The sequence below is a fragment of the Paracoccus sigandri genome (assembly GCF_003709565.1).
GTDB classification, from domain to species: domain Bacteria; phylum Pseudomonadota; class Alphaproteobacteria; order Rhodobacterales; family Rhodobacteraceae; genus Paracoccus; species Paracoccus siganidrum.
Map to the genome: position 1 here is coordinate 1 of NZ_QNRC01000099.1, position 1,569 is coordinate 1,569.

At 67.0% G+C, this 1,569-nt stretch carries 2 protein-coding genes; both read right to left on the minus strand.

The features are described 5' to 3' along the window. Window positions 1-328 precede the first annotated feature (328 nt). Window positions 329-730 (minus strand): hypothetical protein, encoded by a 402-nt coding sequence (locus tag C9E82_RS23885; RefSeq protein ID WP_147482387.1) that lies wholly within the window; start codon window positions 728-730, stop codon window positions 329-331. 7 nt (window positions 731-737) lie between these two features. After that, the coding region (locus tag C9E82_RS23890; RefSeq protein ID WP_342354331.1) for a TIGR02587 family membrane protein at window positions 738-1,569 on the minus strand (832 nt) is incomplete at its 5' end.

A 1,569-nucleotide genomic window follows, 5' to 3' on the forward strand; every position in this document is an offset into this window, starting at 1 on the left:
TTGCCGGTCCGGGCGTTCAGCGTGTGGAAGCGGACCTTCTCGGCATCGCTGGTGGCCGGGATCATCGAAACCGGACAGGTGACCAGAGACAGCTTGAGATAGCCTTTCCAGTAGGAACGCGGTGCCATTCGTCGGGCTCCTTGGCGAGAGGGCGCAGGAAGGGAACGGGGGACGTCGCCGATGGTTCCGGCAAAACGCGCCGGCGCACCGATCCGCCTCCCCCACCGCCGGAAAGGCCCCGCCTCGGAACGTCGGCGCTGGGGGGACCTTCCGTGAGCGAGCGGCCCGCTCCGGCGCAGCGGGATGGCACGACAGGGGAAACCCGCCATCAGGGCTCCGTATAGCCGCCGATCTCGATCCCTACGTCGCCGGACAAGATGGCCGCCGGAAACGCGATCGCGCCGCGCCGTACCGACCGGGGCGCGACATAGTCGAATTCGACCCTCCGCCAGGCCGTTTCCGAGACCTTCGTCCCGGCCAGCACGCTGACCGCCGCTGCCGCCCTGTCGCCGTGGTTGGCGATCTCGAAGGTCGCGATGCTGGCTCCGTCGGCCTGTTCCACGCCGATGACCGACACGACCAGTTCAGGCGGACGAGAGGACGAGAACAGCGCCTGATAGCCCAGATATGCCATCAGCGCGAGAACGCCGCAGCCCGACATGAGGCCGAATATCCATTCCACGGCGGGACGTTCGCTGCCTTTCCCGCCGTATTCTTCCGCGTTGCGCATCATTGCCTCACAGGATCAGGCGGGCGGCGGCGGCGCCGATCGCACAGGGAAAAGCCAGGACGATGGTCGCCATCACCGTGCCGTCGAAGGACAGGCCGTCGGTGCGCGCGAACAGCCACAGCAGACCGAAGCTGACCGCCAGGGCGATCACGAAGCCGGGCAATGTCATGCGGATGAACGCGCTCCACCATGGCTCCTCGGCCGATACCTCGGTCCCGCCGGCAAAACCCATCGAGAAGACGAAGCCGTGCATCAGCAGCAGCGACAGCGCGACAAGCGCCAGCGCATGCCAATGCGTCATCTGGTACGAGATCAGCATCACCTCCTCGGTGGGCGCCGTGTTCAACCCCAGAAACAAGGCGCCCGCGACCATCAGGAACAGCTCTCCCCACCAGGTTTCCTCCTGCTCTGCGGGATCGTCCCCGGACCCGGCGCCGAACTGGCTCTTGGCAAGCAGCGCCCCCATCGAGGCCGGCACCATCTGGATCGAGATCTTGCCCATCGCCGCGTCAAGCGACGTTCCGGCGTCAATCACCCCCAGCAGCACCAGCACCACGACCGAGATGACCGCCGCCACCCCCAGCGCGATCAGGGCGTCGAACATGTCGCTGCGCCAGCTGCGGGTGCGCTCGAACCCGACATGGCGCGACAGCAGCACCAGCAGCGGCAAGCTCGCCACCACCAGCAGCAGCAACCGCAGCCGGTCCAGGTAGAAGCCGAGCGACCACAGCTCGGTCGTCATCAGCATCGGCAGCGAAAAGATCAGCGCCCCGCCCGCGGCACGGCCGAAATCGCGGATCACGCGGCTGGGCGGGTGATGGGCGGACCGTCCTGATTGC